The 23,560-nt window shown below is 61.2% G+C and carries 23 protein-coding genes and 2 tRNA genes; 13 read left to right on the top strand and 12 right to left on the bottom strand.

Features of this window, described 5'->3' with window-relative positions; genetic code table 11:
- Positions 1-103 precede the first annotated feature (103 nt).
- Positions 104-1,435 carry a cobyrinate a,c-diamide synthase gene (locus tag MCUTH_RS06690; RefSeq protein WP_066957373.1) on the top strand — a complete coding sequence of 444 codons (1,332 nt, stop codon included), beginning with the start codon at positions 104-106 and terminating at the stop codon, positions 1,433-1,435.
- Between the two features lie 24 nt (positions 1,436-1,459).
- On the opposite strand, the gene MCUTH_RS06685 is transcribed toward MCUTH_RS06690, so the two are convergent.
- Entirely contained in the window at positions 1,460-2,071 is a 612-nt protein-coding gene (locus tag MCUTH_RS06685) for a cupredoxin domain-containing protein (protein WP_224732768.1), read from the bottom strand.
- 303 nt (positions 2,072-2,374) lie between these two features.
- Positions 2,375-2,734: a VOC family protein gene (locus MCUTH_RS06680; protein WP_066957371.1), complete on the bottom strand. Its 360-nt coding sequence runs from the start codon at positions 2,732-2,734 to the stop codon at positions 2,375-2,377.
- 94 nt (positions 2,735-2,828) lie between these two features.
- Between MCUTH_RS06680 and MCUTH_RS06675 the strand changes: the two genes are divergently transcribed.
- The 3 genes from MCUTH_RS06675 to MCUTH_RS06665 all read left to right on the top strand — a co-directional run bounded on the left by MCUTH_RS06675 (position 2,829) and on the right by MCUTH_RS06665 (position 6,177).
- On the top strand, positions 2,829-3,677 hold the full coding sequence (locus tag MCUTH_RS06675) for an aldo/keto reductase (protein ID WP_066957369.1): 849 nt from the start codon (positions 2,829-2,831) through the stop codon (positions 3,675-3,677).
- Positions 3,678-3,792: 115 nt separating this feature from the next.
- Positions 3,793-4,974, top strand: a complete 1,182-nt coding sequence (locus tag MCUTH_RS06670) for an MFS transporter (protein ID WP_066957367.1) — start codon at positions 3,793-3,795, stop codon at positions 4,972-4,974.
- Positions 4,975-5,028: 54 nt separating this feature from the next.
- Positions 5,029-6,177, top strand: coding sequence for a CPBP family intramembrane glutamic endopeptidase (locus MCUTH_RS06665; protein ID WP_066957365.1), 1,149 nt, complete (start codon positions 5,029-5,031; stop codon positions 6,175-6,177).
- Between the two features lie 153 nt (positions 6,178-6,330).
- Here the strand turns inward: MCUTH_RS06665 and MCUTH_RS06660 are convergent.
- The 3 genes from MCUTH_RS06660 to MCUTH_RS06650 form a co-directional block, all read right to left on the bottom strand.
- A tRNA-Ser gene (locus MCUTH_RS06660) sits at positions 6,331-6,417 on the bottom strand.
- A gap of 62 nt (positions 6,418-6,479) precedes the next feature.
- Positions 6,480-7,388, bottom strand: a complete 909-nt coding sequence (locus MCUTH_RS06655; RefSeq protein ID WP_066957363.1) for an RNA-guided pseudouridylation complex pseudouridine synthase subunit Cbf5 — start codon at positions 7,386-7,388, stop codon at positions 6,480-6,482.
- Positions 7,389-7,393: 5 nt separating this feature from the next.
- A complete protein-coding gene (locus tag MCUTH_RS06650) occupies positions 7,394-8,074 on the bottom strand; it encodes a uroporphyrinogen-III synthase (RefSeq protein WP_066957361.1) in 681 nt (226 codons plus the stop codon).
- An 89-nt stretch (positions 8,075-8,163) separates the two neighbouring features.
- Here MCUTH_RS06650 and MCUTH_RS06645 point away from each other — a divergent pair, with 89 nt between their 5' ends.
- The 4 genes from MCUTH_RS06645 to MCUTH_RS06630 are packed head-to-tail and all read left to right on the top strand — an operon-like array spanning position 8,164 to position 11,637.
- Positions 8,164-9,375: a tripartite tricarboxylate transporter permease gene (locus tag MCUTH_RS06645; protein WP_066957359.1), complete on the top strand. Its 1,212-nt coding sequence runs from the start codon at positions 8,164-8,166 to the stop codon at positions 9,373-9,375.
- 34 nt (positions 9,376-9,409) lie between these two features.
- Positions 9,410-10,270 carry an NOP5/NOP56 family protein gene (locus tag MCUTH_RS06640; RefSeq protein ID WP_066957358.1) on the top strand — a complete coding sequence of 287 codons (861 nt, stop codon included), beginning with the start codon at positions 9,410-9,412 and terminating at the stop codon, positions 10,268-10,270.
- Positions 10,267-10,869, top strand: coding sequence for a fibrillarin-like rRNA/tRNA 2'-O-methyltransferase (locus MCUTH_RS06635; RefSeq protein ID WP_066957355.1), 603 nt, complete (start codon positions 10,267-10,269; stop codon positions 10,867-10,869). Before MCUTH_RS06640 ends, MCUTH_RS06635 begins: the two co-directional genes overlap by 4 nt.
- A 33-nt stretch (positions 10,870-10,902) precedes the next feature.
- Positions 10,903-11,637, top strand: a complete 735-nt coding sequence (locus MCUTH_RS06630; protein ID WP_066957353.1) for a DUF1614 domain-containing protein — start codon at positions 10,903-10,905, stop codon at positions 11,635-11,637.
- 26 nt (positions 11,638-11,663) lie between these two features.
- Here MCUTH_RS06630 and MCUTH_RS06625 read toward each other — a convergent pair whose 3' ends face one another.
- From MCUTH_RS06625 to MCUTH_RS06615, 3 genes are all read right to left on the bottom strand, one after another.
- Positions 11,664-12,503 (bottom strand): TIM barrel protein, encoded by an 840-nt coding sequence (locus tag MCUTH_RS06625; RefSeq protein ID WP_066957351.1) that lies wholly within the window; start codon positions 12,501-12,503, stop codon positions 11,664-11,666.
- A gap of 40 nt (positions 12,504-12,543) precedes the next feature.
- Positions 12,544-12,616, bottom strand: a tRNA-Gln gene (locus tag MCUTH_RS06620).
- A 52-nt stretch (positions 12,617-12,668) separates the two neighbouring features.
- A complete protein-coding gene (locus tag MCUTH_RS06615; RefSeq protein ID WP_066957349.1) occupies positions 12,669-13,400 on the bottom strand; it encodes a thymidylate synthase in 732 nt (243 codons plus the stop codon).
- Between the two features lie 451 nt (positions 13,401-13,851).
- On the opposite strand from MCUTH_RS06615, the gene MCUTH_RS06610 reads away from it, so the two are divergent.
- On the top strand, positions 13,852-16,212 hold the full coding sequence (locus tag MCUTH_RS06610) for an MEMAR_RS02690 family S-layer glycoprotein (protein WP_066957347.1): 2,361 nt from the start codon (positions 13,852-13,854) through the stop codon (positions 16,210-16,212).
- A gap of 333 nt (positions 16,213-16,545) precedes the next feature.
- Here MCUTH_RS06610 and MCUTH_RS06605 read toward each other — a convergent pair whose 3' ends face one another.
- Positions 16,546-17,298, bottom strand: a complete 753-nt coding sequence (locus MCUTH_RS06605) for a hypothetical protein (RefSeq protein WP_066957345.1) — start codon at positions 17,296-17,298, stop codon at positions 16,546-16,548.
- Positions 17,285-18,304, bottom strand: coding sequence for a hypothetical protein (locus MCUTH_RS06600; RefSeq protein WP_066957343.1), 1,020 nt, complete (start codon positions 18,302-18,304; stop codon positions 17,285-17,287). The genes MCUTH_RS06605 and MCUTH_RS06600 overlap by 14 nt, the downstream gene beginning before the upstream one ends.
- Before the next feature lie 448 nt (positions 18,305-18,752).
- Between MCUTH_RS06600 and mntA the strand changes: the two genes are divergently transcribed.
- Both mntA and hepT read left to right on the top strand, forming a co-directional pair.
- Positions 18,753-19,139 carry a type VII toxin-antitoxin system MntA family adenylyltransferase antitoxin gene (gene mntA / locus MCUTH_RS06595; RefSeq protein ID WP_066957341.1) on the top strand — a complete coding sequence of 129 codons (387 nt, stop codon included), beginning with the start codon at positions 18,753-18,755 and terminating at the stop codon, positions 19,137-19,139.
- The gene (gene hepT, locus MCUTH_RS06590) at positions 19,136-19,573 is read left to right on the top strand and encodes a type VII toxin-antitoxin system HepT family RNase toxin (protein ID WP_224732769.1); all 438 of its coding nucleotides are present in this window, start codon (positions 19,136-19,138) and stop codon (positions 19,571-19,573) included. Before mntA ends, hepT begins: the two co-directional genes overlap by 4 nt.
- 214 nt (positions 19,574-19,787) lie before the next feature.
- Here hepT and MCUTH_RS06585 read toward each other — a convergent pair whose 3' ends face one another.
- Positions 19,788-20,015, bottom strand: a complete 228-nt coding sequence (locus MCUTH_RS06585) for a type II toxin-antitoxin system HicB family antitoxin (RefSeq protein ID WP_066957339.1) — start codon at positions 20,013-20,015, stop codon at positions 19,788-19,790.
- Positions 20,016-20,029: 14 nt separating this feature from the next.
- Complete coding sequence (locus tag MCUTH_RS11730) at positions 20,030-20,392, bottom strand: type II toxin-antitoxin system HicA family toxin (RefSeq protein WP_150468716.1); 363 nt, start codon at positions 20,390-20,392, stop codon at positions 20,030-20,032.
- Between the two features lie 33 nt (positions 20,393-20,425).
- Here MCUTH_RS11730 and MCUTH_RS06575 point away from each other — a divergent pair, with 33 nt between their 5' ends.
- Both MCUTH_RS06575 and MCUTH_RS06570 read left to right on the top strand, forming a co-directional pair.
- Positions 20,426-21,949 (top strand): AMP phosphorylase, encoded by a 1,524-nt coding sequence (locus MCUTH_RS06575; protein ID WP_066957334.1) that lies wholly within the window; start codon positions 20,426-20,428, stop codon positions 21,947-21,949.
- Positions 21,950-21,988: 39 nt separating this feature from the next.
- Positions 21,989-23,392 (top strand): carboxypeptidase regulatory-like domain-containing protein, encoded by a 1,404-nt coding sequence (locus MCUTH_RS06570; protein WP_066957332.1) that lies wholly within the window; start codon positions 21,989-21,991, stop codon positions 23,390-23,392.
- Positions 23,393-23,560 lie beyond the last annotated feature (168 nt).

Here is a 23,560-nt window from a genome sequence, read left to right as displayed (position 1 = left end):
CGGTGCAATCAAATTAATTTGTTATAACTAAAAATATTTTGATATATGCTGGTTATTCTCCCTCATATTTATCTTCTGCGGTATTGATGAGTACTGGAACGCTATGCGCCCGATTCCACGAATCGTCATCGCGGGAACCCACAGCGGCTGCGGCAAGACCACGCTTGCAAGCGGCCTGATGGCGGCGCTCACCGCCCGTGGGCTCGCCGTCCAGCCCTTCAAAGTGGGCCCGGATTTCATCGATCCCACGCATCACTCGGCCATCTGCGGCCGGACGTCCCGCAACCTCGATCCCTATATGATGGGAGAGGCGGGAGTACGGGAGACGTTCGTCCGTGCCTCCGCCGGGGCGGATATCGCCGTCGTCGAGGGTGCGATGGGGCTCTTCGACGGGCTTGAGGGGACCGATACCGCGAGCACGGCGCACGTCGCAAAGATCCTCGACGCCCCGGTCATTCTCGTGGTCGATGCAGGGGGTGCGTCGCGGAGCGTCCACGCCATGGCCCAGGGCTACGCGGGGTTCGATCCGGCTGTCCGGGTCGCCGGAATCATCCTTAATCGGATCGGGAGCCCCCGCCATCTTGCCATGATCGAAGAGACGAAGAGCCTCCCGATCTACGGCGGGATCCCGCGGAGAAGGGATCTTGCGGTCGAAAGCCGGCACCTCGGGCTTGCGATGGCGGCCGAGACCGAGGCGATGGCACGGTTCGGTGCGGTGGTGGAGGAGACGTGCGATCTCTCCGGGATCCTGGACCTCGCCCGGTCGGCCCCGCCCCTTCCGGTGCCTCCGGATGTCCCCACCCGACCGGATGCAGGTGTCCGTATCGGCGTCGCCAATGACGCGGCGTTCTGTTTCTACTACCGCGACAACCTCGACCGGCTCGTGAGGGCCGGGGCGGACCTGGTCTTCTTCTCACCTCTGACGGATCGGCTCCCGGACGTGGACGCTCTCTACCTCGGGGGAGGCTACCCGGAACTCCACGCCGGGGCGCTTGCGGCCTCCCGGTGCCGTGAGGACGTGCGGCGGGCGGTCGGCGACGGCATGCCGGTCTACGCGGAGTGCGGGGGGCTCATCTACCTCACCGAGCGGCTTACGACCGATGAGGGTGATTTCCCGATGGCGGGCGTCCTCCCGGCGTCGGCCGCGATGACGAAACGCATCCAGGGGCTTGGCTACGTGGAGGCCCGGGTGGTCGGCGGGGCACCGGTGCTTGCACCGGGCTCCTCGTTCCGGGGCCACGAATTTCACTACTCGCGTCTCGATTGCGCTCCCGATGCACGGTTCGCCGTCGAACTCCTCCGCGGCCGGGGAATCGACAACGGCCGTGACGGCCTTTCCGTGCAGAACGCGGTCGGACAGTACACCCACGCCTACTTCCCGGAAGGCTTTGCTGAACGGTTGGTCCGAGCGGCCGTGGCATACCGGCGGGCGTAGAGTGCTCTGCACAAAAAAGAGGGTTTAGGAGGCGGTACTGGGGACGACTATGACCTCTCCTGTCGCTCCTGATGTCTGTGAAGTGTAGGTGTAGTTCCCTGTGGCCCTGAAGTTGTGGGCGAACGAGTTACCCGGCTGAAGCAGCCCGGAGTCAAAGAAGCCAGTTGAATCGGTCGTTGCTGTGACGGTCTGGTTTACCGTACCTTCATTGATCCAGCCTACCGTGGTCCCCGTGGGTACGGTGATCGAGCTCGGGCTAAACCCGCTGTCGGTGATGGAGACGATCTCATCAGCGACGGCAGCCGCCGGCGGTGCCGGCGGTGTCTCTGTTACATTCGCGGCGGAAGTCGTCGTCGGGGTCTCACCCCCGACAGGTGTCGTCACTGTTCCTGCGGGTGTCTCAGTCCCCATCGGTGTCGTCACTGTTCCGGCAGGAGTCTCGGTCTCTATCGGTGTCGTTACTGTTCCTGCGGGTGTCTCGGTCTCTATCGGTGTCGTTACTGTTTCGATCGGTGTCTCGGTAAGTCCCGGCGTAGCGCCGGGGGTCACCGTCTCGTTACCCGCTGGCTGTACACATCCTGCGATCATGATGCTCGCGATCACCATGAGGGCAAGGATACCAAACACTTTCTTCATGCGGTGGACGATGTTGCTTGGCGTAAATAAACTTTATCCTCCCTCTGAAAACGAAAATTCGGGGCGTAAAAACCTCGTTGGTGTGCGTCGTCTTCCCGCAGTAACGTTGGGTTGATGCAGAGAGCCTTTTAGGTATTATGCCGCACGAGAAGAGTCCGTTCCTTTACCCCCGGGCTGTCAGACCGTATTGACGATCCATCATTATGCTGCCCGCTCTCCGATGGAACACCCCCTCTCCCCGGGATCGATGGCTGGTGAAAGCATGTTCTGGTGTGAACTGCCCCGAGTCCGGCCGATACCCACTTACGCTGCCGTTGGGTCGCTTTCCCAGAGGCCCAGCCGGTTCTGCTCGGTATCCTCGCAGATGACGAAGTAGCCTCTCCCTGGAACCGCCCTCTTTGGGATCACGACCCTTCCTCCCGCCTTCTGGACCCGGGCTGCGTATTCCTCGACGGAGGGGACCCCGATGAAGACCGTTAGCGGCTCGCCGGCGTGGGCCCGGGGAATGATCTCGCCGCCTACCCCTCCGGTCTCGATCTCGAGATACCCCTCCTGCTCCATTCCGGGAAACGGTCTTATCCTCCAGGCGAAGACGTCCTCATAAAACGTCCGCGCCCTGCCGGTATCGCCGGCAGGGATGTTGAACCAGACTATTTTCGGCATATGGATACCTCCGGCTCCTGGTAGGATACCGGACGGATAACTCTTTGGTTCCTCGGTGAAGGTTTTATATCGCAAAGACCGGATAGGATAGCCCATGGAGGGGCTCATGAAGCGCCGGTTCGGAAGGACCGGGCAGGAGGTCACCCGGGTGGGGCTCGGGGGAGAGGGGGTTCTCCGGACCTACGGACGGCATGCGGAGGCAAAGGCCGTCATCACCGAGGCTCTCAATCAGGGGATCACCTACTTCGACTCGGCGAGGGTCTATGCGGGGAGCGAAGACTACTACGGGGAGGTCTGGGGGAGCCGCCCGGATCTCAGAGAACGGGTCTTTTTAGCCAGCAAGTCGGCAAGCCGGCAGCACGCCGATGCAGAGATGGATCTCCAGATGACCCTCCAGAGGATGAAGATCGAGACCCTCGACCTCTGGCAGATCCACGATGTCAGAACATTTACCGATATCAGGGATCTCGAGGGTTCTGACGGCGCCCTTGAGGCGTTCATCGAGGCGAGGGATTCCGGCATCGTCCGGTACATCGGGGTGACGGGGCACCACGACCCCGACGTCCTCTCGCATGCGGTGGAGGCCTGGCCGATTGACGCCGTGATGATGCCGGTCAACCCTGTCGAGGGCGCACCCGGCGGGTTCCTCTCGTCAACCCTCCCGGCCGCACGGGAGCAGGGGGTCGCGGTCATCGGGATGAAGGTGCTTGGAGGATCGCACTACCTCTCCTCCGATGCGGGGGTGACGGCGGAGATCCTCGTCCGCTACGCCCTCGCCCAGGACATCACCGTCGCAATCGTCGGGTGCTCGACGCCTCTCGAGGTTCAGGCGCTTGCTGCCGCCGCACGGAAGGGCCCCCTTCCCGATGAGGAAGCAGCGGCGCTCGTTGAGGCGTTCCGGCCCTACGCCCGCGAGCTCGCGTACTACCGGGAACCCATGTGAAGGGGCTCCGGCGAAAAACCTTTTCTGCTATCGATATACGCTGACGGTACCTACCTAACGGTGGGAGGGGAGCGGCGCCACACCGACGGCGGCAGCCGCGTGGAGAGGAAAGACCGTGACTGCCAGGGATCTGCTACACCGCATTGCCGCATCGCCGGACGTCATTCTCGTGCTGGTCGTGCTCGTCATCTTCATGGATATGATGATCTACGGCCTTCTTATCCCGATCTTTCCACAATACGCACCCCGTTTCGGGGTGGACGAATCGGTCATCGGGATGGTCTTTGGGACCTACGCCGCCATGCTCCTCCTCTTCTCCATTCCAATGGGCCTCCTCTCCGATCGGGTGGGGCGCCGCCCCCTCATCGTCGTCGGGATGCTCCTCCTCGCCCTCGCGACGGCACTCTTCGGGTTTTCGACGACGATAACGCATCTCTTCATCGCCCGGACTGTTCAGGGGATATCGGCCGCAGCCACCTGGTCTGCCGGGCTTGCACTCCTTGCCGATACCTGCGACCCGGCGAGGCTCGGGGAGAGGATGGGTATCGCTCTTTCGGCCGTCGGGTTCGGGACGATCGTCGGGCCGGTCGTCGGCGGGCTGCTCTTCGAGTACCTGGGCTACACCGCGACCTTCCTCGTCCCGGCGCTCCTCGCCGCCGTCGTCGGCCTCGTAGTCTTGGCTATCCCGGTGCCGACCTGCAGACAGGACCGCTCACCGATGCTGCCGTCGGGTGCCCTCCTTCCGCTGGCCGCCTGTGCCGCCGCGATCGTTGCCGCCTCCTGGACCTACGGCGTCATCGACCCTTACCTGCCGGTCTACCTGCATGACACATTTGCAGCATCCCCGGCGATGATCGGGCTTGTCTTTGCGGTGCTCGCGGTCGCGACCATCCTCGCCCAGCCGGTCGCAGGAAGAATCTACGACCGGTATGGGGGGAGCCGCTACCTCATCGGCGGAGGACTCTCCTTCTCCGGGGTTGCGATCCTCGCCGCCGTACAGGCTCCTGCCCTCATGCTCACCGTCGCCGCCGTCTTCGTACTGGGGGTCTTTCTGAGCTGCGCCCTGGTTCCGGTGATGCCGATCCTCTCCGGCATCTATCGCGATCACGGCTCGCAGGGCGCTGCTTATGGTATCTACAACACCTTCTACTCCGTGGGTCTTGCGGCCGGACCGTTCGCGGGCGCTGCTCTCCTTGGTTCGTTGCCGTTGCCGGCGATCTTTCTTTCGCAGGCGGTCTTCCTTGCCATCGTGGGAGTTTTAATCTGGATCCTTATAGGGCGGCTGCATTGGCGGTGAACGCTACGTTCTTCTGCTCCCGACCCAAAGGGTACCAGACTTACCGAGGATCCCATGTCGCTAGAACCCTGCCGCCGCCACGCCCCGGAACTGCTGATCATCTTCTTCGGCCTCCTCACCCTGATTGCGGCCTTCGGGGGAGTCGGCGGGGAGGTGGGCTCGTTTCTTGCCGCAGCGCTCGATGTATCAGTCTTTGTCATCCTCGCGATGCTTGTCTATCTCGCGAGGATCCGGCACCCTGCGTTCCGGTGGATTGCGGTCCTCTGGCTCCTCCTCATCATCGGGGGGTTTGCGCTCGCTGCGGCCGGTTTTGGAATCCTCGCGATCGTCCCGGCGGATGTGCTCGAAGCCGATGAACCCGATATCGATGCGGTCGATCTCGGCCTGGCTGCAGAGGTGGCTCTCCTTCTCCTCGGCGTCCTTGCGGCAGGGAGCGTAAGCCTCGTCGGCCTCTCACGCCGGTTCCGGGTATGGCTTGCGGGGTACCTCCCGTTCGACCCGGACTCGCTGCTTCATACGGTTGCGCTCGTGGTCATCCTTGCGATGATCCTCATCCCGCCGGTCCCGCTCCTGGTCTCCGGGGGTCCGCCGTTCCTCTCGCAGCCCATCCTCGATCTCCTGTTCGAGTCCGGGGACCTCCTCGCGGAGTCGGTCACGCTGAATGCATATACCCTCTTCTGGACGCTCATCGGTTCGTTCTTCATCGCCGGGGCTTGCGTCCGCCGGACCATCCCCGAGACCCTGGACCGGCTCGGGCTCGTCCGGCCGACGGGAAGGGAGATCCTTCTTGCCATCGGTGCGGCAATTCTACTCGTGGTCGCGTTCCACTTCATCGACCCGGCGCTCGCCGCTCTGGTGGGCTGGCTCGGCATTCCGGTCACCGACGAGGAGGCCGTCAACCTCCTCTTTGCAGGCACTCTCACCCTGCCCGGGATCATCGCGGCGTCCATAGCAGCGGGGTTTGGCGAGGAAGTGAGTATCCGCGGCCTGCTCCAGCCCCGGTTTGGCATCCTCATCCCGGCGCTCCTCTTTGCGTCGCTCCACGCGTTTCAGTACAGCTGGGACGGCCTCATCTCGGTCTTTATGGCGGGGATCGCTTTCGCGTACATCCGGCAGTACGCGAACACCACGACATCGGCGATCACGCACACTGTCTACGACCTGGTGCTCTTTGCTCTGATGATGCTCGGGATATCGTTTTGACGTGGAGATCCCGGATGTTTCTCTCCTTGCGCCAGGATGTATAGGCGGCCGGACCCTCTGTCCACCGGATAGCTTCGCCGCCCGGGAGCCCGCCGGTATACCGCCTGGGATCTCACTGGACGCAAACTACAACAACAGTAACAAAAACAATAGCGCTGAGGGGGAGATTTGAACTCCCGAGGGGCTCAACGCCCCACGGGCTTTCCAGGCCCGCGCCTTACCGGTCTAGACTACCTCAGCACAGAATGTGCATCATTAGTTGGCGGGATACTCTATTAATAATATCTCCTGGAACGCCCCTCTCACTCTCTTGCGTGCACCTTCCAGCCCCTCGGATAGGTGCCGGGCCGCATCAGAACGGTGGAGGGGGCGATGACAAATCCGGGGGAGCCGGGTTTTACCTTCGCAGAACTGACGAGGGCTTTCCCGAGCCCGACGAGCTCGCCGCGCTGCGTCATGATCGCGACCGTCTCGCCCTTCCCAAACCCGCCCACCAACTCCCTGATCCCCACCCCGGCGAGGATCGCGCCGCGGCAGACGGCGTCGACCGCGGTATCGCGGATGACGACTTTTGGGAGGTCCGCGACGGCGGCCTCCGGTGGTAGGATCATCCGCCGGAGGGGTGCGGGGTTGCCGTCCCGGGCCTCTCCTGCGGCATCGGCGAGTTCATGGAGCGTGACGGCGGCAGCCTCGTCGAACGGGCCCGAGCGTATCCGCCGGAGTTCTTCCATGTGGCCGCAGGTCCCTATGGCGTAGCCCATATGGATGCAGAGCGTCCGGATGTAGGTCCCGGCGTCGCACCTGACCCGGAAGAGGACGAGCCGGCCTTCCATATCGAGGATCTCGAGCTCATGGATCTTTCGGATCCGGAGGCTCCGCTTGACTGCGCTCTTCTTGGGCGGCCGCTGGTAGATCCGGCCGACGAACTCCGCCGCAACCCGGTCGACGTCCTTGCGGTCCGCGTCGCCATGGAGCCGCATCAGACAGACGTACTCCTTGTTGTGAGAGAGGAGGACTGGGGCGAGCCGGACGGCGTTGCCGAACATGACGATGAGCACGCCTGAGACCTGTGGGTCGAGCGTCCCGGCGTGGCCGACCCGCCGCCCGAGGATATCCCCGACCCAGGCGGTCACCTGGTGGCTGCTCGGCCCCCGGGGTTTGTCGATGACGACGATCCCGGATTCGGGTATGATCTCTTCCTCTCCGTTCAACGCTCTCACCGGCTCTCCAGGTAGCGGTTCAGTGTCTCAAGGGTTCCTGCAAGCGATCCGTCTCCGACGACCGCCGGGGGGTGCCCGCCGGCCCGCATGGCATCGGCGGTGATCTCGCCGATGGCGAGGAGGAGGAGGTCGTCGCGGGGCTGCCACCGGGCCTCGCGGTAGGACATCGCGCTCGTGAAGAGGACTGCGTCGGCGTCATCAAGCGCAAGTTCGGTCCCTGTGGGGACGAGGGCATAGACCCGCTCCTCCCTGACCTTCCCTCCCGCTGCGGTGATCGCCTCGAGGAGGCGCGGGTTCGGGACGTCGGCCCGCGGGATCCCGATCGTCCGGCCCCGGAGCCAGTCGCCGAGGTAGGGGACGAAGTCCCGGGAGTAGAACGAGGGGAGAACCTCCGCCTCGATCCCGGCCTCCCTGAGGACTTCGGCGGTCTTCGGCCCGATTGCGATCACCCGGGGCCAGCGCTCAAGCCTCGGTCCGACGATTGCGGCGGGAAGAGCGCTTGAGAAGAAGAGGCAGTCGAACTCGCCCCGGTGGACGGCCTCGACGAATGAAGCGACGCGTTCGGGCCGCAGTTCCGCCCGAAGGGGCGAGACCGTGTAGCAGTCGTGACCGTAGGAAGCGCAGAGGGCGCGGTCGCCCGCTGCCTTGTCTTCGAGCCGGGTGATGGCGATCTTCATCGTTACAACCTTCGCCCCGGTGGAATATGACTGTATCGGGCGATGCAATTCGGTTGATTTATCCCCAACCGCTCTGACCGATATTTTGTGTGCTCATAAGTATTCTGCTCGGGGCCGCGGTCGGGATCGGTTGCGGCGCCGTGAGCGGTCTTGTACCCGGGATCCATGCAAACACCGTGGCGGGTCTTCTCCTATCGCTCCAGGCGCTGCTGCTCGCCTGGTTCGACCCGGTGTTCATCGCCTCTGCGATGTTTGCCACGCTTGTAGCGCATACGTTCCTCGACAACGTCCCGGGCACCTTCCTTGGCATCCCGGATGCCGACACCTCGCTTGCGGTCCTCCCGGCGCACGCCCTCTGCCTCGATGGTCGGGGTGAGGAGGCCGTCCGGATATCGGCTCTCGGGAGCGCTCTTGGTGTCGTCCTCTCCCTCCCGCTCGCGCTCGCCTTCGTCCTCGTCCTCCCGGCGCTCCAGCCGGCGATCGACTGGGGGATTGGTCTTGTCATCCTCGCGGTTGCGGGCTACCTCATCGTCGTCTCCGAATCTCCCGGCTGGGCGTTCGCGGTCTTTTCGGTCTCCGGGGTTCTCGGACTCTTCTCGCTCGGCTACTCATTCCTCGCCTGGTCGACGGGCGGGGAGTCCGGGGTGCTGATGCCCCTCCTCTCGGGGCTTTTCGGGATCGCGGTCCTCCTCCAGGCATCGCACGGGGCGATGCCGGTGCAGCACTTCTCGGGGATCGATCTCCCGCCGGGTGCGCTCCGGCGGGGCTCTCTCCTCGGCTCGGCTGTCGGAGCCCTCGTCGGCTGGCTCCCGGGCCTCTCGAACGCCACGGCTAACGCCCTTCTCACCTCGGTCGTCGGCTACGACACAAACCCCCGGGAGTACATCCTCGCGACCAGCGCCGCAAACACCGTGAACGCTTTCCTCGGGCTTGCCGCCTTCTACGCCATATCCCGGACGCGGAGCGGCGTGATGGCCGCGATCGGGGCGCTCGAAGAGATCCCGCCTGCGACCGCGATCCTCCTTGCGGGTGCGATAGCCGCAGTCGGGGCCTACCTCCTGACGGTCCGCCTCTCCTCGATGGCCGCGTGGTTCTCCGGCATGAGCGTCAAAAAGTTAAATTACGGCGTCATCGCCTTTGTCGCCCTCCTTTCCTTCTTCCTCTGCGGCCCGTTCGGGGTGCTCGTCCTCATACTTGCTACGGCCGTCGGCTACGTCCCGGCCCTCGTCAACATCCGCCGGGTCTACTGCATGGGGGCGATCATGGTCCCGGTGATGGCCTACTCATTCGGGCTCGCCTGACGCTCTTATATCGACCAAGCCCCAATACGGTACTATGCTACAGCGCTACTGGTTCGGAGACGTCGATGAGAGCGGGTGCCGGCCCGCCGGCACCGATCCAGCCAGGCTCGCAGAGCGGGCCGCCACGCTCCGCACCGGTATGGAGTCATACGCCCCCATAGAGTGGGAGGTTGCCCGGGACTGCGGGGTCATCCGGACGCGGGAGGAGTACATCAACCTGCTCCGTGCGGTCACTACGACCCTTGCCCGGCAAAAGATTGCCCAATCATACCAGGCCCGCGACGTCGAGCTCCTCCAGATGGTCCGGATGCTCGACGAACTCGACAATGTCATCAACCTCCTCCAGGAACGCGCCGCGGAGTGGTACCAGGTCACGAATCCCTCGTTCTCCCGGAAGTACCGCTCCCTCCCGGCAAAGAAGATGCTCGCGATCGTTCGCAGAGGTGCAGGGGGAGGTCTAGCGGACGTCGCAGGCGAGATCGAACGGCTCGCCGGGACGCGGAGCCGTCTGATGCGGGAGGTCTCGGCCCGGGCCGACGAGGTTATGCCGAACACGAGCGCCCTCATCGGCGGGCTGGTCGCGGCCCGTCTCCTCTCCTGTGCAGGGGGACTTGCCGCGCTAGCAAGGATGCCGGGGAGCACCATCCAGGTCCTCGGCTCGGAGCGGGCGCTCTTTTCGCACCTCCGGGGCGGGTCGCCGCCGCCGAAGCACGGGATCATCTTCCAGCACCGACGGGTCCACAACGCGCCAAAAGAGGTCCGGGGCCGGGTGGCCCGGGTGCTCGCGGCGAAGCTCGCCATCGCCGCTCGACTTGACTATTACCGGGGAGAGGCGGTGCCGGAGTTCATCGAGGATGCCCAGGCACGGATCGACGAGGCGGGGGTAGTGAGATGATCTGGCTTGGGAACGTGCTCGTCTCGCCCGGCGAGGGCGGGGTCTACGGGGAGCGAACGCTCGATGGCTACCGGGTCTGGGACCCCTACCGGAGCAAGTTTGCGGCGCTTTATGCCCTCGGTGGCGGGATAGACCTTATGCCTGAGATGCGGGTGCTCTACCTCGGTGCGGCGAACGGGACCACGGTCTCGCACGTCGCCGACTACGTCGAGACCGTCTACGCGGTGGAGTTTGCCCCCCGGCCGATGCAGGACCTCCTTGAGGTGGCCCGCCGGAGGAAGAATATCGTCCCGATCATGGCCGACGCGGGGAGGCCGGAGGAGTATGCGCCGTTCATGGAGGGGGTGGACCTGGTCTACCAGGATGTGGCGCAGCCAAACCAGGTCGAGATCGCGGAGCGGAACCTCGTCTTCCTCAAACCCGGCGGGCACCTCATCCTGATGCTCAAGACCCGGAGCGTGGACGTCCGGCGTGACCCGGCCGAGGTGCTCGCGGAGGCCCGGGCCGGGCTTGAGAAGCACCTTGTCGTCGTGGATGTCCGGTGGCTCGAGCCCTACCACCAGGATCACGCCGCGATCGTCTGCTCGCTTCCGGAGTAGCTTATATTATAGATGAGGAGGAGACCTTTCGGCATGGACCGAGTCATCTTCAACCCGTTCTCCCCCGTGATGCTCCTCCTTCTCTTCGGTTTGTTCGTTCTCTTCATCCTTGCCATTGTTGTCTTTCCGATCCTCTTCCTGACGGCGATCGGGGCGACGTTCACGAGGCTCGGGTTCTCCTGGTGGCAGGCGCTCGTCATACTCTTCCTGATCCTCATCGGAAGTTTCATCAATATCCCCATCCGGACGCTCACAAGCCGCCCGGCCTCGCCTGTCTACGACCGCTACGTCGCCATGTACGGACGGCTCTACCGCATCCCGCAGCCGGTGTCGCGGACGGTCCTCGCGGTCAACGTCGGCGGTGCCGTGATTCCTGTCCTGATATCGCTCTACCTGCTCTACGACTCGGTCATAATCAGCGGCGGCTACCTGCTCTTCGGGCTTGCCCTCGTCGGGGTCGGGGTCGTGACGGTCGTGACAAAACTCGTCGCCCGCCCGGTGCCGGGCCTCGGGATCGCGACCCCGTTCTTCATCCCGCCGCTTGCGGCGCTCATTGCGGCGCTCATCCTCTCGGTCTTTGCGGGCGGCGTCCCGGGCTCGTCGGTGATCATCGCCTACGTGAGCGGGACGCTTGGGACCCTGATCGGGGCGGATCTCCTGAACCTCCACCGTATTGCGGACCTCGGGGCGCCGATGGCGAGTATCGGGGGGGCGGGGACGTTTGATGGGATCTTTTTGACGGGGATCATCGCGGCGCTTCTGGCGTGAGGGAGGGGCTGGCAGAGAGTTATATATTAATCTCTCCCGCCCCGGGCATGCCCCTCCCAGAGCCCGGCAAAGACCCGCGCCTGCCGGGCATAAACCTCCGGGGAGTCCTCCTTATACTCGAGCGTCGTCGGGACGGCTGGGTGCCGTCGGAGCCGGGAGACGACGGCGTTAAGATCGAGCCCGCCCTCGGGATGGTCGAGTTCGAGGTGTTCGTCGGTGATCGAGCCGCGGCGGATGTTCGAGAGGTGGTGGTGAGTCACGTTAAGGGCATCGAACCGCTCAAGTTCCTCTGTAAATGAGAGGCCGCGATAGTTTGTTGTGCAGGCAAGGTGGGGAAAGTCGAGGCAGAAGTGGGTGATCGTCTCGCCCGCAAGGGCTGTGAGATCTTTGGCGGTATTCCCGAGGAGGGGGTAGCCGGCGTAGACCGCGGGGAGGTTCTCGAGCGCAAACCGTGGATCGGAGTGGCGGTCGAGGAATCCGGCGAAGGTCTCCCTCGCGGCTGCATCGGCGCCCGGCTCGTAGCGTCCGGCGTGGAGGACGATCGTCTCCGCACCAAGGACGTCGGCGGCTTCAAGCGTCTGGCTCATCGCCTCCTCAACGTACGCCTCGATCTCCTTGATTGGCCGGTTGTCGTAGGCGGCCGGGGCACAGGGGTTGACGCCGTGGCCGTGGTGGGGAGCGTGGATGACGGCCGGGATGCCGGCGGCGGCGATCCGGTCGAGGTGCTCGCGAAAGAGGGGCTGGGGGAGCAGGACTGCCTGGACCTGGACGTGGTGGATAGCCTCCTCTTCGTAGAGTGCGGTGAGCCGGGCGAGGGTCTTTGGATCATCGAGCCGGACGGTGCCGCCGAGGTTGTAATCAGGCATAATCTACTGTATGGTTGAGAATCAGAAAAAAGCTCGAGTATAGCCCGGAGCAGATTCGAACTGCTGTCGCGAGATCCAGAGTCTCGCATGATTGACCGCTACACTACCGGGCTGCTACAATTGCGCTCTAAAATGTTATATTTAGTTCCTAATTAACCTGACGGCTCAGCGGCGTACTTCGGACGACCGCGGGCACTTCCCGCACACCCTGCAGACCTCGGCGATAGGCCGGATCTCCGTCCCGGATCTGCAGAACGGCTCGATATCGTTGAGATCCCGCCTGTAGTATACGTGGGGGACGAGCGCGATGTGGGTGTAGCGCCCGCAGGGGACACCGAGTCGATCCGCGATCGCCTTCTGGAGGTGCACGAGCGCATACATATTCGACCCGGCGGCGGAGAGGATATCGTTGCTCCGGAAGACGACCTTCATCTGGAGTTTTCCGTCCCGCAGCAGACACTGGACGAGCTGCAGGCAGGGGCAGTCATTGAGGTTCTCGTCGACGACCGGGTTCCAGGTGACCGCGACCGCCCGCCGGGAGTTCGGGGCGGCGGCGAGCTTTCTGGCAATATAGTCGATCTGGTCGACGTGGACGTCCTCGCCCTCCGTCGTGAGTCTTTCCCCCCAGTCGAAGAGCCGCCGGTGATAGTCGTACTCGAACTTTGCATCGGAGCCGTGCAGGAGGTTATCGACGTAAACGTCCAGGAACCGCTTCTGGAACCGGGAGGCGGGGCTTGCCATCGGCTCGGTCTCCGGCGACTCCACCTCGAGCGTGAGTTCTTCGCACTCGACCGTCGCTTCGTCGTTCTCGGTCTCCAGCACCCATCCCTTCTCGAGGACGGTCTTGACTGCCAGTTCGTGTGCCCGTGCGAGTGTGGGGGCCCGAATGATCCGCATAGAGAGTGGTTGGCCGGCCGGGATAGAAAAGTCTCCTATATAGATGCTCCACCGGCGGGCCTGCGGCGAGGGTGGTGCCCGGGGAGGCAGTCTGCCGCTCGCCCCGGGCGCGGCAGGTTACTCCAGCCGGCGCCAACGGAGGTGGTTGGGGTGCTGGCGGGGCCCGGCGCTCGTTGATTTTTATGGAGTAAGGTTTTTATCCTCGTATAACCATGAACCTCGATGATCCGGGAATGAAGCGGAATCCTGGCATATTCAGGACGATTTCCAGCGTTGTGGTGCCTTTTGGAGACGCCAGGTACCCGGTCGACCACAAAGGATATATTAAGTGTTCCACAAATATTGTGACATATTCCGTAATTCGGAGTATAGAGCGTGGTGAACCCGTATTCGACGTCTGTCGAGTACCTCGCGTTCACATTCCCTCATGTCATCACAATGGAGGTATAGTATGAAGAGTATGACAAAACTGATGGTCGTTGCCATGATCCTCGCGGCTGCGCTGGTCGTTGCACCGGTTGCGGCAGCGCGGACTATAAGTTCCGGCGACACCATCTATGTAGGTGAAGAAAACCTCGACCTGTCGAGTGTCTTCGGTGCTGCCAGTGGCAGTGGAAACTTAGTTCGTTTCAGCGGCAGCCTGAGTGACAGGAATGTCGTACAGGTCATTCAGGTATCCGATATCACCAGCTTCGACCTGACTGCAACGGCAGTTGGATCCGGAGCCGGGACCACCTGGCAGGCCTTCCAAGCCGGTGCCGATTACACTGACCCAGGTATAGCCCCTGACGGAAGAGTTCTCATTGAGAACCCCTCGATGAACCTTCGCGTCCTGCTGGGCAGCACTGGTACCACGTCCGTGGATGGCCAGTCTGTGTCCCGGACAAGCGACATCCGGTTCCGGATTGACCACAACCTTGCAGGCCTTAACACCCCTGGCATGCCTAAGGACTACAACCTCGTTGAAGTCCGCGTCACCACACCCAGCGGCGGTACGGTGACGACACTCGGTGGCGAGGACCTTAAGGTACACCTCGGTCAGGCGCAGTGGAATGAGACGCCTGTTATCCCTGTGGCCAATCTCCCAACCGGTACCTACACTGCACGGGCAGTCTGGTCCAGCGACTCTGCCGATCTGACGGACTCCAACTCCGTGACCTTCGAGGTCACCTCCGGGGCAGTCGCCATTGAGGCTGACAAGGATTCGGTTGTTCGCGGCAATGACTTCTCCGTGACCATCACCGGCGAGTCCGAGAAGTACTACTGGGTGAACATCACAACCTCTGCATCCACCGGCAAGGCCCAGCCGAAGCTTGTCCCGAACCAGGTTGGATGGCAGAGCGGTTATGGCGACGAGACTCACGGGCTCTTTAAGACCACTGCTGGTGGAACCCGGACTGTTGCATTCACCACCAACTCCTCGACTGATGCCAAGACCTACACCATCGAAGTCGCAGGTCCTGTTAACTCGACTGGCTCTGCAATGTCGGGCGTCGCCGTCAAGACTGACAGCGTCAAGGTGAGGGTTGAGGAAGGCTCGGTTACCATCACCGCGTCCGGAACCGGCACCTACTACGTCGGTGAGGAGATCACACTCTCCGGTACCTGCACTGAGAGCGACACAGTCTACCTCTTCATGACCGGTCCGAACCTCGGCAGTGAGGGTGTCAACCCTGAGAACCTTACGCGCCTGAACAATGCGCAGCCTCTCGAAGTGGATGTTGAGGGGGACGACACCTGGTCCTATGACTGGGATACTGGCAACCTCGGCGCTCTTGAAGCCGGTGGTTACACAATCTACGCAGTTTCGGAGCCCCGGGACAGGAATAACCTTTCCGGCGCCAAGTATGCCACGGCCACCATCCAGCTCCGGCCCGGATTTGTCACCGCGACCGTGAGCGGCGCTACTGTTGCCAGCGGTGATGACATCAAGATCACCGGAACTGCACAGGGCAGCACAAATGATGTCCAGATCTGGATCTTCGGCAAGAACTTCTACGGCGATGCTGCAAACAGCAGGGTCGTAAATGTCGAGACCGTCAGTGTTGAGGATGACGGTACGTTCGAGTACGAACTCGACAACACCGAGTTGCTCTCTTCCGGCCAGTACTTTGTCATCGTCCAGCACCCGATGAGCGGTGGCTACGCAGTTGGCACCAACGGGCGGTACCTGACCGGGCCCGGCTTACCCGCAGCAGGATCTGCAGGTAGTGTTGACCTCACGCAGCTGACGGCTTCCGCTGCAGCAAACGCGGTTATCAACGCCCTTAACTCGCCGTATTCCGACGACAAGTACACGAAGCTGACCTTCTTCCTCGAGGATGCCTGGATCCGGATCGACCCGATCGGTGACCAGTCCGCAGGAAGCACGTTCACGATCACCGGTACCACCAACCTCGCGGCTGGCGGTGAGCTGATCGTCGAAGTGACCTCCGCTGCGTTCCAGCCCGGTGCGGCCGGTGAGACCTCTGGCTTCTCGAGCGACGCTGGCACCGTGACCATCCAGCAGGGCGAGACCGCGAACACCTGGTCCTTCGAGGTCGACGGAACCACCTTCAGGCCCGACCAGTACACCGTCACGGTCGAGTCCATCGAGACTCAGACGTCCACAAGCACGACCTTCAACATCGTTGAGGGCACCGCGCCGACGCCGACGGGCACTGAGACCACCACCCCGACGGGCACTGAGACCACCACCCCGACCGGAACTGCGACCACTGAGCCAACCCCCACCCAGTCCCCCGGATTCGGAGCACTTGTTGCTCTTGCCGGCCTTGGTGCGGTTGCCTTCCTGGTCCTTCGTCGGGACTAAACCCTAACTAACCAACCCTAATTTTTTGTTTCGTCTCTGTTTTGTTGAGCGATTTTTTTGGGTACGGGACGGTGTCACGATGCCGGAGGGTTCTTGGCCTCCCGGTTCTGTAAACGCGTGATGCCGCGGTGTATGGGTAATGAATACCGCATCACGCGGAGAACGACGGGTAGGATATTCAGAGTTTGAGAAGAACGACATTCCTCCAGAAATGTATTCATATCCTCGAGTCGATGGAACGGATTGAGGAGTATGCCCGATAGAACAATTCATGACAGTTATCTCCCCGGTCAGGCTCACCCCTTCATTCCGCCCGCCCCATGTGCCCCTGTTTCAGAGGATTGAGAGTAAATCCTCGCACACGCGGCGGACATCTGCCCTATCCATCCTCGCATATCGCTCGTGTGCCGCATTCACCCGGGGAAGGTGTTCAATGCAACCTCTCAGGAAGTCATATCGGTTAAGGTGCTCACCAAGACACTCAATATCAAGTTCGTGCCCCCCATGCACCGGATCGATGAGTGCAAGGATATCCGCATAATCCTTGACCAATTTCCCCTCCTCCCAGACTTCATCGTGCGACAGACCATGTTCGAGCCGGTAAGAACGATCCCACACGGCCTTCATCTTGAGGATTACAAGCATGGCACGCGTCGGGATCGACATCTCGACCCCGCCTCGTATCAGCCTCCTTGACGTGTTCCCGGAAAGGATCTCGAAGGTGAAGAGCACTTCCGGTTTGCCTTCGAATGGTTGCTGAGCCTCCCGCGTGGCGAAATCCAGAATTATCTTCCCTGCAGGCGTCATCTTCGCGACGCTCTTTGTGACGTTCATCTGACGTTCCGGCATGAAGTCATGATCTGAACGAAGATAGTGCATCAGGGTACGCCTGATACGACCTGTCGTTACGAGATCGATGTCTACCGAACCGAGATAGGGATTGTATGCGTCCACCGCCCAACCACCGATGAGGATGACCTCAGGGTTGTCCGGGTCTTCTCCTCGTGCATGGATCCACTCTGCAATTACCCTGAGTTCACCAAGCGACCGTTCGATGATACCCTGGTTTGGATTATAGGGCGGCATACCTATCCACCATGGCTTTCGTCAGATCCATCACGCTGTAACCAAGTCCTGCGAGGTCAAGCAGGGTCTGAGCGGGGGATACGATGGTGATACCCTCTATCTGTCGGGTATCGGTAAATACATCCCTGTCCGGCGCATAAATCCAGGCCCGGATCCCGCCTCCAGACGGTCCACTGAAGAACTCCTCGAAGAGATCGAGATGTTTCTCTTCAAGATAGAGACTGACTGCATCCTGGCGCACAGCATACCCGGTGTAAAGCCCGCCGGAGGTGTAACCGGTAAAGGCAAACGGGATCTTCTGCCTCTCCAGCATGTATGAAATATCCCTTGCTGCCGGTATCGATTCGCTGAAGTCTATCGGCACTTCTGCTATCTGCAGGTTCTTCATCGGCCGCTCCCAGGCAATACCGTTAAGGAGTCTTTTTACGTCGACGATCCGGACGTAACTGTCGTTTCTCTCTACGATCTCCTGCTCGATGAGCGCCCCGATGATCTTATGCGCCCAGCCGTAAGAGACACCCTCCCGTAGTGCCAGCTGCCGGATGGACGTGCTCTTCTCTTTGAGCAGGCGGGATACAACTTTCCAGGATTTTTCGGTGGTGAGCCTGCTTTTCGATGGCTTGTACTCATGTTTGAGAGGTAGATCCGGTTTCCATGGGAGACGAATCACCTGAATATCGAGTTTTTCGGCTAATTGCTCTTCCCGGGGGTGAATAGCCCTGGCGGCGATGACCAACACCGGCTCCGGCAACTCCTGGCCCTTTCGGCGCCAGAGTTCCCGCAGAAGTTGCATTCTTGCGATCGTGTCCAGCGACGCTACTCTCGATACCACTTCGATGAAGTAGAGGCGGCCACCCGCTTTGAGCATCATATCCGGCTGGAATGGGAAATCCTGGCCGAGTACTTCGTACAGGTTGCCGACATCGAGGATTTCCGGACTGGTCGGCAGGTCAAGCGCATTCAGGATGAACTCGACGACGTCGGAGGAGCGGTCTGTCAGAGTCATATGTATCTCTTCAAAGTGATATGTATTTAAACTTATCACTGATATATATCCCTGAATTGTGATAATGCTACTTACCTATCACTGATAGGTTGTCGGAACTCTCATCAAGCGCAGTCCCTGATCCGATCACCTGGACGATACGGGAGGGAACGCGGGCAGAAAGCCCGATGAAACAATCCATGATGATTGTCTTCTCAGCCGGGGGTCGTGAGTTTGAGAGGAAGTCCCGGCCCGACGTTTCTCCGACATCAACGCCGCAAAGTCCTCTACCACGGCGCAGGAGTTCGGCCAGACGCTCTCCAGCACGGGACCCCGGTATCTATCCTCTTGGAGAGAGCGGTTGTCCGGAGTGCGATCTTGCGGAGGAGAGCGGTTTGGGAAACGTTAATGCACGAGCATCCCTCTCTAGAACAGGGAGGATTTCCGGGCCCGCCCCGGGGTGAGAGCAATGGAAAAGTTCGTCCGGCATGCCCTCAAGCGGCTCAAGGCTATCGAGGGGTTTACGAAGGTCCGCTTCATCATCCTCTACGGCTCCGTCGCCGCCGGGCGGGCGAGAGATGATTCCGATATCGATCTTTGCATCTATTACGACGGAGACCGCGAGGAGGCCGCCCGGTTTCGGCTTGCAGCGCTCTCTGAACTCGCCGACGACCGCTACGACATCCAGATCTTCTCTCACCTGCCGCTGTACGTCCGTATGGAGGTCTTGCGTGGACGGGTTCTCTACTCCACCGATGAGCGGTTCGTCTACGACGTCGCGTACCGGACGATCCGTGACTTCGACGACTTCAAACATCGGTTGTACGATTATATCGGCAAGGAGGCGATGGTGTGACGAATGAGGTCAGGGATACCATAATCCGCATCAATCTTGAAGAGATGGCGGAGAGTATCGATATGGTCAAAGATCACCTCCCTGATTCAGCTGACGAATTCAGGCGGCTCGGCATCGTAAAGGACGGCATCTACAAACGGACTGAGTATGCCATCGAAAACATCTTCGATATCTGTGCCATCCTAAACGCCGATCTCTATCTCGGAGTCCCCGGTACTGATGAGGATATTCTTGAGAATCTCGTGCAGCATGGGGTGCTGAAACCCGAAACGCGGCAGAATCTGAAGGCAATGAAGGGATTCCGGAACATTGTGGCGTACCGTTACGGGAGAATCGACGATGAACTTGCCTTCTCGATCTTAAAAGAGCATATCGAAGACTTCTCTTTCTTCAGGGACGAAATTGAACAGTTTCTGCAATCTGCGGCCTTTTAGGGGATAGGAGGCCGTATGTTGAGACGATATACGCTAGATCACTAATGGCAGTGAATGGATCTCTGCCATACAGCACCGACGCGAAAGAAATACGGATCTGCGACGGCGACTGTTTCGAGGTCACCGATAAAGTGACGGGAAAGACTGCCCAGGCCCATGTCGACACCACCAGCTCGCTCATCGGGCCCGGCGTCATCGCGGTCTACCGGCCGGCTCACGCCACGCCTTCGGAGACCCGGACCCTGCCGATGATCAGGTCTTCCTCCGGGGGAACTCCCTGCCCCTCCTGCCGCAACGCTTCCACGTGCCCTTCGATCGCTTCCCGGATGTTCTCCAATGTCTCCTCGACTGTCTCTCCCTGGGAGTAGCACCCGGGAAGCGCCGGGACTTCTGCCCAGAACCCTCCTTCTTCAGCCTTCTGGATCACAACAGTAAACTCCATTTTAAGCACCCTATTTAAAGTAACGCGAGAAACTCTTCCTCAGTTAAACCAGCTTTCTTTATTGCCGCCGTAAGAAGCCCGATCTTTAACTCCTTCGACCAAGGCAGAGTTATGATCGCTCCTGATGGCATTTTAATGTTGACATGATCGCCTTTTCCCTGCCGCATCACGCCGCCTGCCCGCACAAAGGCCCGCACTGCCTCGTGACCTTTGATTCCCCGAAGTCTTCCCACACCATGCCCCCATTCAGTAATGGTTCCACTGCAGGATATCCGTTTCGCTGCCGGGTAGGTCGTGCCGCTGCGAGTGACGACTGGCTCTATCGTCCTGTGATTCCCCAACCCGGCCCCCAGACCTGCCGCCCTTAAGTAGTACAAACCCTCAATTTCAGGTAGGATAGGGTTACGCGTATGAAGCTGACAGTGAAACTCCTCGACATCGCAAACAAGGGGGTCCTCCTCCACTGCACCGACGCACAGGAGATGCGGGTCCGCGACGGCGACCGCGTCCAGATCATCGACGAAACGACGGGAAAGACCGCCCAGGCCCACGTCGACACCACCGGTTCGCTCATCGAGCCCGGCGTCATCGGGGTTTACCGGCCGCTGAACGCCACGCTCGCCGTAGACGAAGGAACTCCTGTTGTGGTCCGGAGTGCCGAGCGGCCCCGCTCCCTCCTGCACATCAAGAAGAAGATGGACGGCGGTCGGTTCACGAAGGACGAGACCATGGATATCGTGAGGGATATCGTCAACGATACTCTCTCGCCGGGCGAGATCACCGCCTACGTCACCGCGTCCTACATCCACGGCCTCGATATGGATGAGGTCGAACACCTGACGAGGGCCATGGTCGAGACCGGGGAACACCTCCGGTTCACCCGGCACCCCGTCGTCGACAAGCACTCCATCGGAGGGGTCCCCGGGAACAAGATCTCACTCCTGATCGTCCCGATCATCGCCGCGAGCGGCCTTATGATCCCGAAGACCAGCTCCCGGGCCATCACCGGTGCCGGCGGGACCGCGGACCTCATGGAAGTCCTCGCGCCGGTCTCGTTTACAGCGCTAGAGGTGCAGCAGATGACCGAGAAGGTCGGCGGCGCGATCGTCTGGGGCGGGGCCACGAACATCGCTCCGGCCGATGACAAGATCATCACCTACGAGTACCCGTTCAAGATCGACGCTCGGGGTCAGATGATCGCGAGCGTCATGGCCAAGAAGTTCGCGGTCGGCGCCGACCTCGTGGTCATCGATATCCCCATCGGCCGGAACACCAAGATCCCAACGGCCCAGGACGGCCGGAAACTCGCCCGTGAGTTCATCGAACTCGGGGAGCGGCTCGGTATGCGGGTTGAGTGCGCATTAAGCTACGGAGAGTCGCTCGTCGGCCACACCATCGGCCCGAACCTCGAGGTGCATGAGGCGCTCGCCGTCCTCGAAGGGGCGACAGAGCCCAACTCCCTGATCCAGAAGAGCCTCTCGCTTGCCGGGATCGCGCTTGAGATGGCCGGGAAAGCCGCACCGGGGCAGGGGTATCAGATGGCTGCAGAGATCCTCCGGAGCGGCAAGGCGCTTGAGAAGATGCGCCAGATCATCGAGATCCAGGGCGGCAATCCCGATGTGAAGGCCGAGGATATCGTCCCCGGCGAGTACCGGTTCGACGTGAGGGCACCGCAGGACGGCTACGTCATCGAGCTCAACAACAGCGCGCTCGTCACGCTCGCCCGCCTTGCAGGGTCTCCCAACGATCACGGCGCAGGGCTCTTCATCCACGCAAAGAAGGGAACCCGGGTCCGGAAGGGCGACCCCATCTTTACCATCTACGCGGATCGCGAATGGCGGCTTGAGCGTGCAATCGAGGTCGGTAGAACCCTGATGCCGGTGGTCGTCGAAGGGATGGTCCTTGAGCGGATTCCATCCGAACGCTGGGTCTAAACCGATGCACTCAAATTTTTTGCCACAGTACACTCCAGCATGGCAGATCGTCGTCTCATCATAGCACTTCTCCTCTCCTGCGCCCTTCTCTGCTGCTCGGCGCAGGCGGTCACCCTCCGGATCAACGTGGCCGATGAGAAGACTGGGAGCGCGCTCGTTGATGCTTCTATATACATCGATGGCAGTTATGTTGGAAGCACTGCATCCGACGGCATTTACTCATACTATCACTCCGGAAAAAAGGACCTGCGCCTGAAGGTGGCCCGGACGGGCTACAAGGACTGGGTCGGTTACGTTGATGCCGATAAGACCAGCATCTTCGTCGATATGGAGCGCAAAGACGAGACCCTCACGTTCGAGCTCTACGACTCAGCGACCCTGGAGCCGATCCGCGGTGCCCTGGTGCGCATCGAAGGCGAAGGAACCTCCTCTTCGGGAACCACCGGGAGCGACGGGAGCGTCGACTTCTCGGTGAAGGCGGGTGCGGTCTACAACGTCGAGATCCGGGCATCCGGCTACTACGATCTCACCAAGACCGTGCAGATGGAGAGCGGCGGCCAGATCGTCCAGTACTGGCTCTTCAGGAGCGATCTCCTGGCTATCCAGGTCCGGGACAGCGCGACCCTGGACCCCATCGCGGGTGCGGAGGTCTACGTCGACGGTAAGCGCGCCGGGGCGACCGACAGCGCCGGCAGGCTGCCGCTCAACCTGCAGCGGGAGATGCGCTACTCCTTTAAGGTCACGGCCCCGGACTACCAGCCCTATCAGGAAGAGCGCTATCTCGATGCCGATACCGTGCTGCTCCGGGCAGATCTCTCGAAGTCTGCATACCCGCTCTCGATAACAGCCTTCGATGAAGCGACAAAACCAATCGCGGGCGCGGAGGTCTACCTTAACGGAACGTTCAAGGGCAAGACCAACCAGTATGGCAGGTTCGCCCTCTCCGATATCCATGCAGGGGCTTACGAGATCCAGGTGAGGGCGCCCGGTTACGTGGACTGGAGCGAGATGCGCCAGATCTCCGGACAGGCGGAGGATATCATCGCCGAACTCTCGTATGACCGGGCAAGTGTGACCATCCGCGCAGAAGGCCCCGACCGGAAAGTGATTGCCGATGCAGTCATCGTCATCGATGGTCAGGTTGCCGGGGTGACCGACAGTCTGGGATGCCTCAGGACGGAGCTTGTCACGAACAAGGTGCATGTCATCGCCGCCGCACGCGACGGTTACCAGAACGTCTCGATTAACCAGGAGATCCCCCTCGGCACGACCGAGTTCACCATCCCGCTCGTCATGGAGCCAAACTTCAATATCTGGATGCTCGTCGCCGGGATAGGGATTGTCGCCTTGATCGTCTTCGTAGCGATCTTCATCGTGCGGCAGAGACAGGCCAGGCGGGTCGGGCAGGGCCCGGGCAGGTCTCGCGGCCGAGACAGCCTGTAAGGCTCCCGATCTTTTTTTTTGGGAAAATTGTGTCCTTGTGGGAAAGGTTGTGCTTCCAGAGGGGTGTGAGTGATGTTTTTGTTTCCAGTGATCTTAGTTAAACTAAATGTTATCCGATTTTGGCGAATATTATTGCTCATATATGCAAAAGACCAATTTTAATCAATT

It is taken from the genome of Methanoculleus thermophilus (assembly GCF_001571405.1).
In the GTDB taxonomy this organism is placed as follows: domain Archaea; phylum Halobacteriota; class Methanomicrobia; order Methanomicrobiales; family Methanoculleaceae; genus Methanoculleus; species Methanoculleus thermophilus.
Note: the sequence above shows the minus strand (reverse complement) of the source record. Positions and strands in the feature narration are given on the sequence as shown.